The sequence below is a fragment of the Oleiphilus sp. HI0123 genome, assembly GCF_001635315.1.
In genome coordinates, this window is the sequence record NZ_LWGE01001084.1 from 1 (window position 1) to 9,479 (window position 9,479).

General features: G+C 39.7%; 6 protein-coding genes. All 6 read right to left on the reverse strand.

Going from position 1 to position 9,479, the window contains the following annotated elements:
- Window positions 1–1,861, reverse strand: a 1,861-nt coding sequence (dndD, locus tag A3761_RS10520) for a DNA sulfur modification protein DndD (protein ID WP_068750191.1), incomplete at its 3' end; no start/stop codon positions are given.
- Complete coding sequence (gene dndC, locus A3761_RS10525; protein WP_068740048.1) at window positions 1,858–3,483, reverse strand: DNA phosphorothioation system sulfurtransferase DndC; 1,626 nt, start codon at window positions 3,481–3,483, stop codon at window positions 1,858–1,860. The genes dndD and dndC, both read right to left, overlap by 4 nt.
- On the reverse strand, window positions 3,473–4,561 hold the full coding sequence (gene dndB, locus A3761_RS10530) for a DNA sulfur modification protein DndB (protein ID WP_068739830.1): 1,089 nt from the start codon (window positions 4,559–4,561) through the stop codon (window positions 3,473–3,475). Before dndB ends, dndC begins: the two co-directional genes overlap by 11 nt.
- 145 nt (window positions 4,562–4,706) lie before the next feature.
- The gene (locus A3761_RS10535) at window positions 4,707–6,719 is read right to left on the reverse strand and encodes a DNA phosphorothioation-associated putative methyltransferase (RefSeq protein WP_068750193.1); all 2,013 of its coding nucleotides are present in this window, start codon (window positions 6,717–6,719) and stop codon (window positions 4,707–4,709) included.
- Window positions 6,720–6,727: 8 nt separating this feature from the next.
- The gene (locus tag A3761_RS10540; protein ID WP_068740028.1) at window positions 6,728–7,255 is read right to left on the reverse strand and encodes a hypothetical protein; all 528 of its coding nucleotides are present in this window, start codon (window positions 7,253–7,255) and stop codon (window positions 6,728–6,730) included.
- 207 nt (window positions 7,256–7,462) lie between these two features.
- Window positions 7,463–9,427, reverse strand: a complete 1,965-nt coding sequence (locus tag A3761_RS10545) for a hypothetical protein (protein WP_068750195.1) — start codon at window positions 9,425–9,427, stop codon at window positions 7,463–7,465.
- Between the last annotated feature and the right edge of the window lie 52 nt (window positions 9,428–9,479).

The window sequence follows — 9,479 nt, forward strand, 5'->3', positions numbered from 1 at the left end:
GTATAATTACTTGGTGACTAGCTCTAGGGAAGTAGTTATTCACAAGTTTGTTTCTATGTTTAGAGTCTAAGCGACCGAGGGGGGTATCAATAATAATCGGTAGTTTTCGGCCAGATGTTTTTGCAAGAGCTTCAAGAATAGCTATAGCATAAATCTGCTTTTCGCCTGCCGATATTTCATGCCTATCAATTAAGTTATCATGTTCATCCAAGAGAGAGATAAGGAATGTTGCTGGGTCGATCTTGGCGGAGATGTTTAAGTCTTCTTTCCTGGCCAGCTTTTTGTAGGATTCAATAAATGCAGTTTCTAACTCTTGGACGCGCCTCTTTGAGGTAATTGCTGCAAACTCTGATAATAGCTCTCCTGACTGAATTGCATGCCTTTGAGCGTTAGAATCGCTTTGACTGTTTACAATCGAAGCATGGAGCTTTTCTATTTTTCTATTAAGATCGACAGCCCTAGTTAAGTAGCGTCTAATATTTTCAATAGATTTTTTAATCTGAAGCTCAATTTCACCTTCTCTGGATTTTAGTTTCTTTAACTCATTGAGATTCTTGGTCAATTGATCTTCTTCTGGGGCGCGTTCTAACCTTATGCTGCTATTTTCCAGTTCTTTTTCAATCGCTGAAAGCTCGTTTTTTATTTGATTGACTCGATTCGAGCTTTCCTCAGAAGATATAGTAATCCATTGCTCATAGCGAGCAATCTCGGAGTCAGAGAGGTCAAGGTGTTCTGGTATCTTTTCGTGAGAGGGTTGTAGCAAATCAGAAAAACCAGTATTCAAAACATCATCCGTAATTTCTCTAGATTCGTTGTCTGAGAGACGAGTACGAATCATCGATTTGATGCTTTCTAATCGATCCGAAATTAGAAGAGCAGTGTCTTGCTTTTTACGCTTTTCCGATGAGTCTTTTAGCTTCTGTAAGAGGTCTGTTAGTGTCTTTTTTGCGAAGGATAGTGGATATGCACCGGACATTTCGTCTAATAGCGCTTTTTCTAGTTGGCGTTTTTGAGCAATGAGTCGATCTTGGTTTTGTTCTTCTTTTCGTCGAGAGGACGCCCATGCACCACCCTGACTATCGATTGCCAGGTTATTCGCATCTATCTGTCTTTGAATGTCGAGTAATTCGCTCTTAAAACGTTCATAGTCGCTTTTAGCTTCATCTTTCGCTGCCATGACCTGAATCATCTCATTTTCATGTGCGTCTATATCTGCTTGTATTTTCTCAGGAAGAGTAAGTTTGTTTTCTCTTCTGAGATACAGAGATAGGTCATTGCGTAAGCGTTCAATAATATCTAATCCCAAAAGCTTCTTTACTGCAGTTTGAAGCGTTTTGCCCGATTCATCCTCAGCCAGGTCAGCAATTTTTTCACCATCAAAAAAGAATAAATCGGAAACACCTATTGGAATAAGCTCATTCAGAAACGCTTGGCATTGCTCAGAGTTGAATTCTTCAAGATAAACTCCATTTCTGTGAATCAAGATGTTCTCTCGACACGTTTGTCCTTTAATAGACCATGACCTTATTACGCGGAACTCTTCGATGATTCCTTGTCTAGCATAATTGAATATGAGCTCTACACGTGCGTCTGTAATAGGAACGACAGATTCTGGTGTTTTGTGAAGACTACTCGCTAAGTACTCATGATAGTCTTTTATAGTGATGCCTTTTCCAACGGCTTGTTTTCCATATAAACCAAGCCTGACAGCAGTTAAGAGGGAGGTTTTTCCAGAGCCATTCAGGCCTCCAAATAATATGATGGGCCGTTTGTGATTGTCATCTTCTCTTGGCATTAAATCAAAACGATGGGTACCAGAAAAAACTCTAAAATTATGAACAATGACTTCTTTCAGAATCATGAGTTATTTCCTTCCATTTCTTTGAGAATATTGCCGTAATATTCGTGTTCGCGAGTAAGTCTATCACTAGCTTCTTCATAAATATTTCTATGTTTTCCTTCAGATTTGTTACCTTCGAAAGAAACCTGCTGCTTGATTACATCTTTGTAGTTAGAGGTGTCTACAATTTCACTTCTCTTTTCCAATATACTCTCAAGATCGTCCCAGTCTTGCTTGAGAATACTTCCCATTTTTTTGAAGATACCACTTCGTTGACTAAGACCGTCCAAAGATATCTCTAAGTCTAAAAGCTTCATGACCAAATGAGGGGATGTTTGATATTTAATTGCTAGCTCTTCTAGTAGCTCTGCATCTGGTTGAGTAAATGCGCCAGAATCATTTTCTACCCAGTCTAGGTTCTCGTTGAAAACTTCACTGTATATTCGAGGAAGCGAGTCGGTCCAGTCTGGCTCATTTGGGTCATTTAACCATTCTTGACGAATTTGATGTAACTCCGCCGGAGTGATTAATTCCATTTCATGCTCCGTTCCTCTTAACCCTTTTTGTATAGTTAAGAGCTCCTTTAGCCATTGCTGGCGAACTTTTAGGTAAAGTGGTCCTCGAACGACTTGTGCTTCTTTTTCGCCGTCTTCATCGATTCTATTTGCGGAATAATAAGTGACTTTACCGGTCCTGCGTTTAAAGTTCCTTAGCTCATGGCGTTTATCTTCATGGTTGCTTAGCGTAAGTTTATCTCGGAAGTCAGCTAGTTCTTGCATCCATTCTTCACCGCTCAGAATAAGACTTTGCATGGCTTTATCTTTTGTGACAACTGTACATGTCCAGCAACCAAATCGTGAATTGCCGCAAGACGGTGTTGAGGTGTCTATTACTAATGGGCATTCCCCTTGATTTGAGTCTTTATAAAGCTCGAACAAAGGACGGTTCGAAGTGTTCCAAGGTGTTGGGCTTTGCATTAAGAACAACCAAACATCGTCAGCAGTCCAGTCTTCTATGGGGGTATAGACGAATGCATTTGGTAGATTGCTATGTTTATTTAATCTTGAACCGTCAATTCTGTGCCGCGCTATTACCTGGGCCCGACTTGAGCTTTCTTCTTTACGAGCCCCAAGAATAACAATCACTTCACCGTATTTTGAAACTGTGTTTTTAATAAAGTCGCTGACGGGGTTAATCTTCATGTTCTCCGTACACCACCTGAACATAGGGGTGGGAGCAGGGTATCCCTTTCCAAGCAGATTCACCCAGAAAGTTTTATCTATCTTCGGCGATACGAGGTGTGCCGTTAGAGGAATATTGTCCTTTTTTGCTTTTTTATTCACTAAATCTAGTGTTTCGGAGATTAGGTCAACAACAACCGGAGTTTCTACTAAAGTGTCTGAGCACACGACAAACACGGGTTTTGTTCGAAGCTCTTGGGGAAGTTCTACTAATGCTAAATAAATCAACTCTAGGGTTACGGTTGAATCTTTGCCGCCGCTATAACCAATAACCCACGGAGTGGTGTTTTCTTGATATAAACTCTTTATTTCATCTACGTAGGCACGCAGGGATAAGCCATTTATCTGTTCCTGATTAACCATTTCGCCTAGGGTTTGGTATGCGAATTCCTTACTTGTCATTATTAAAACTATCCTCAAGAACTTTTTCTTCTGGGTCTAACTCTATTCCTAAATGCAGCTTTAATGCATTTACTGTTAGTAGGTTGGCACTTTTAGTTTTTGTCATGCGACCAAATATGATTGAACGCCCATCCCATAAATGGTTGCTTTTACTCCAATTGACATCTTCAAGCTGTTTAACATAGTTCTGCCAATTTTCTGGATGCTGGGAAAGTAGGTAGCTTCCTAAAGTAGCAATGGCTTGAATGATGATGCCGTGACTAAATAGGTTGTCTTCGCGGACTGAAGAGGCTGCTATTTTTCCTTCTCTTACTAGCTTCCAGAATGGTAGAGCTTGTGATAACTGAGTCCAAAAAGCTTTTGCTATTTCGACATCTGATTCGGTTAGCTTATCTTTTCGTTTCTTTTTCAATAGAGCTCTGTTTGCGTGTTTGATACTACTTAAGGTGAACAGTTTGTTACTCTTCTTTGATAGGCTGCTATTTTCAAGATCTGTTAGTCCTTCAAACGGTGGGCAGTTTTTAGCTATTTCTGTGGCCATAACAGATTCTGGGTCTGTATGATTGTATAGCGTAACCAATGAGGTGTCTGGCCTAACTTGATGCATGTTGAGGTCAACAAACATTTGTTGGCTACGAGTTAGCCCTTCATCAATGAAAAATAAGACCGCAACATTATCGTGTCCCAAATCTGGGTTTTCCTTGATGGCATCCTCTATTGCTGCTCGGCGGTGTTGACCGTCATTGATCAACATGCGTGCATCCATTGGTATGCTGAGGGTGCCAAGGTTTGAATTAGTTCCGTCTGGATCTACAGAGTCGAATTTTATGCTGGCATCGATGGATGCAGTTAAAGCAGATAGCACATAATCTGTAGGTTTCTCGACTAAGTACTTAGATATCTCAGGGACTCGCTGAGTATTGAGCTTTCGCTGAGCCCTCAACTGAGGGGGGACCTCTTCACCATCGAAGATGAATATTTTAGGAATAATGCGCATTGGGCACATAGCGATATAAAATGGTTTTCCTGCTTGCATGCCTCTAGTAGCAGGAAATGAGTAGCAGTAGCCGGAATCCATTTATAATTTTCCTAAGAAGCGGTACGTTAAAAATAACGTAATTCTACTACCTGTCTCCGGAAGTTCAATGAAAATATTAAGTATTTTGAGGGAGGGCTGCTTATTGCTTGCATAGTAATGTTTTTTTTAGCGTAAGTAATTACATCTATACCTTGTAGAATCGATATCCTCGAATTTGATATCCCTTACTATTCAGAAGCTTTTTAAGCTCTGGTGCTGTTTTGGGTAGTGGTTGTTGCAAGATACTTAAAAGCTTTTTATCAAACCCTGATTGCTTTTTGTAGTCAGAAAAGCTGTCATCAATTAGTTTAGATTTTCCGAATAATGGAGGGGGTTGGAAATTTTCAACATAGTCAAAGAAATCGACGTCCTGATCCGCTAATTTAACCTTGATCCGCTCCCTGAGCGGCGGTGTTGGAGATGAGCTAAAATCGTCATACCCCATGAAGGAGCACTTGCCTGATCTAATGTGTATCTTGATAAGATCTATTTCATCTAGTTCGCCATATAATTGCATTGCGCAGCCCACATATACTCTTAATAGAACGGGTAAATCGTTCAAAAACTTTTTGTGGAATGTTAAAGACTTACTTGGAATAAGGTGAGCAGCAGGTATCTGGTGAATGGTCTTTTGGCAGGCTGCTTCAATTTCTTCCGTTTTGGCTATATTGAAAAGGAGGAATTTTCCAACATCCCTAGCGTCGTTATAGCTGCCGAATAGGGCTTTGACATCAAGTTGTAATTCTTTAGGTAGCTGAGTATAGGGTTTTCGTTTACCAAAGAATGACAATGCAAAATATACTGATAGGTCTTGGGTGCGTTCCACTTGAGATTTTTCAAAATCAGTAGTATCAAAGCGTTTCTGTAAGAGATTAAAAACTTTCTTATGTGAACCAATCAACTCTTTCAATTTTGGGGATTGTTCGAACTCTTCAGCTGCTGGAAGGCGTCCTAAAGATAAACATTGCTGCCAGAAATTTTCGAATAACTCGCGATTCTTTTCCAAGACCAACTCAAACTTATCCAGCTTGACCTGCGGGCGTGAGGAAAGTTGTTTCCAGTGATGGGTTCTCCGTTGCCTCTTCTCTAGGAACAGCTGCTCTTCAATCTTATCTTTGAATATGAAGAAAATACCTGGAGCAACCGGGATAGCATTTTCATCCAGCGTTTGTTCTATGAATGTTTGGAGTTCGCCTTGTGAGTAGTATTTTTGAAAGGTATTGATAGATGTGATGACACCATCTTTGTAGGGTTTGAATCTTCTAATGAAACTTTCTGAGCCGAGCATTGCTGAAACGACCAAGAGCTTGTCTGCAAGAGCGAATGCGTTTGAAAGTGCATCAATTCTCTCCTCTCTATCTTCAATGACGTTAATGACGTATCCAATATTGACTAGGTCACAATTGAACTTGTCTGTTTCAGGTCGAAAGTTAGGATCCCAACCAACTGCGTCAATACCATGTGCTTCTAGCTCTCTTAAATCATCTCCGCGACCACAACCATAATCGAAAACAGAATACTCACCATCAAGATATCCGTGCTTCGCCAGGTTTCTCATAGGAACTGATAGTTCGTTTCTCGCAATTGCTGTTTTGTGGCGGTCGATGACTTTATTGTTATCAGTTTCTTGAAGTGTAACAACTGCTTGCCTGAAAAGCCGACCATCTACAAGTGTATAACCTTTTTGTTCTATCAAGCGCTCCCAGGAGCTTTTAAATCCGATAATGTGTGTGTTGTCGTACAAGCCTGCAGCTTCGCCTTCTTGAGTTATATGGCAGCACTCTTCATAACGAGGGTGATCCTCAGTAATAAATAATTCTTTGCGGTGCAGTATGGGAGGATTATCAGATGTGGTGTATTTACTCTCTTTAACTGATTTTTCTACTAAGTTTACGGTGTTGCTTGTGTGCAAGCTTGGATAAGCTTCATCAAAGAATGAAGGGTAGTTTAAAAAAGATATTCTAAAGCTGCGTTTATAGAGTTTAACTACATTCCATTCATCTGTGGTCAACTTGATCGCTGTAGAGATACGAATTAAGAAGTCTCTCAGTACTCCATCAATAGTATCGAATGAATCTTTGTGAAAATAGATGGCCTCGGGCAGGTGTTTACCAATTTCAATTGATTTGACTTGCGTTAAGAATGCTTGCTCATCCATGACATTTCCTAGAAATTATCTTCGCTAACTACTCTTGGGATATATCTACCATCGCTGAGTTGTCTCATAATTACAATTTGACGTTTACACTCGGGACCGATACTGACATGTATTGGTCTGTTTTCGCCATAGAAATATAAGCGATCAAAATCACAATTCTCGATTATCCATTTCGAAATGAACTTCATATCCGAATTATGGATGATGAAGTCACATGCAAAGCCACCCCTTTCGCATATACGCTTTCCTCTTGAGTTGAGTTCATAGCCTGCATGTTGGTCAAGATTCGGCGCAATTAATGGTGTTTCGTTCTTCTTGATTTGTGCAGCTAAGGTGTGGGAGCAAAAACCATATGTGAGTTTAATTTCGCCAAATGTATCGATAATAGGGTCAAGAATGGTCGTAGCTAGTTCTCGAATTGCCGAAATGGTTTCGGCTTGTTTTGGGGTGTTAGTTGGTTTTGTGCGCTGCCAAGTCTTTGAGCAATAGTAAAAGTCTTCATAAGAAAAGTATTTGCTGCAATTGTGATGAGGCATATTTCGTGCTCTGCTTTTGTTACTGGCAACTTAAGGGTAATTAACCTCAAGAAGTTTAGCTATATATTGTTCGGTGTTATATACGCTGTATTCGATTTTTGTTTATTTGGCCACCACTTGTTAATTTAAATTTTAGACGTTGTCGTATTGAAATTTGCTTGGTTAAGTCGCGGTGGCTATCAGGAATTAGGAAGATAATCTTAAGTGTTATGCATACCGCCTTTCTGCCCATTCACAGATCTCTAGGCTTTTCTGTTTGCTATCTAGTTGCGCATAGGTTTTAAGTACGACCTCTAGGCTATCGTTCAGCAATATTGCTAGAGCTGCATAATTTTCAGGGTTGTCGTTTAAAAACTCTGTTGCTGACAAGTGCCGTAAAGCGTGTGGGTTAATCCCTCTAGATAATACATCGGGGAATAATTTGTTTATGACTTTCTTAGTTGCGGTTTTATAATCGGACGCTAGTTCTCCTGATTTGTAGGGTCGAGCATTAGCTTTTCCTTTCTTGATAGTGACTTTGAAGAATAGCCTCTGATCTTCGAAGCCAAAGTGCTCTATAAGCTTTTTCCGAATTTCAATAAACCGCTCTATATCGCTATTGAAAAGCTGAGGTATTGGCATGCTAATGTCAAATATGTCGGAGCGTTCTCGATTTTTTAGAAACTTTTTAGGTACGAAAACTCGGTATCGGTCTTCATTCTTTAGATAGATTAGGCTTGGCTCTTGTGTTTCGGTGATTGTAGTTGATACTTCCTGGTAGTGCAGTTGGGCCCAGTTGTGAATACGTAGAGGGCAAGCACGGGATAGTTGAGTAATTAATCCTGCTGAAGATGATCTAAAGGGAGTTGTTGCTATTTTAGTGAAAGTTTTTGTGTCGTATTCAAATAGATTTTCTATTATTAGATCTACGCTGTTTTTCATTGAGCTAGCAGGCATATTTAAGAGAAACTTAATGTGCCTTTTACCATCTCTTGGAGCGGGCTCGTTTTTCTCTAGAGACCTCTTAAGGTTTTTTAGATATGGTGAAAGATCGTCGAGATGCTCATGCCACTCTGATGCTGTCATACCTCTCAGTGGGTTTACGCCTAATCGAAGAAAACCGTTTTCTCGAGAAATTTCATCAATTAGTTCTAGCAATCGTTTGGTTGAAGTTTTGCCATATCCATTGATATTAAGATACTCGATGTAATCGGCTAGCAAAATGTCATCTCCGAGAAGATTTATCTCGAGTTGATCAATCTCCTTTGAGAAATCCTCTTTGTCGTTAGAATGCTTTAACACAAAATCATAGTAGGCTTTTAGGGCGCTGTGCGTAATTTGAGCAGAACCACATGAACCATCCTGATTCATGGTCCAGCCCTTTTTTTTACTGGTATCAAAAATTTCATTTTTTGATTGGATCATTCGACTTGCACCGTCAATCTTGGTGATTGCTATCGGTGAAATGCCATACACTTTTAAATTCTTGAATTGCTCAAATTGTCTGGATACGAGTGGGGGGAGGTCTTTGATTAGGTCTCTATATATCGGCTTTTTAGGCGGTGTTTTTTGCAGTGCATGTTTAGGAACTCGTTTAAGAAAACTCCCGCTTGGAAAATCAAAAAAGTTGTCGAAAAAAGATAGGTGTGGAAGCCAATATTTATATGTCACTGTTCTAGTGTTGGTGAGCCAATTCGTAAATGTATCCGCGCTTCCTATTCCTTTGCCTTCAGCTGATTGATTTTTACCTTGGTTGGCGTGTCTTCGAAATTCTGTTAACAGCTCTAGGATAGCTTCCTTTGCGGCTAGGGTGCCTTTTGTATTCAGATGAGATTGAATACTTCCAAATCTTCGGTGCATTCCTAGTGAAAATAACTGGTTAAAAGTCCTAGCGTTATCGAATTCTTGGAGTTCTTTGTAAGTTGAAATGAGAGATTTTAACCGACTCTTAGCCGACCGAACATCTCTGTTCCCTTTGGATGCTAAATGGTCTAGATATTTATTTATCAGGTCATTCTCATTTTCGAATAATGGAACAAAATTTTCAGGTGTTACTATTTGGCTTTTCTGCAGTTGGCTCAGCACTGATTTCATATTTTTGAATGTAGTGGAGCCTGTAGATGCTTTTTTCTCTTCGAGAATTGAGAAAAAATCGTGAAGATTGATCGAGGATAATTCGTTGTAAAATGTCATTTTTAAACCTTTTTTGGTTTTATTTTAATATTATTACCGGTTTATCGTCAAT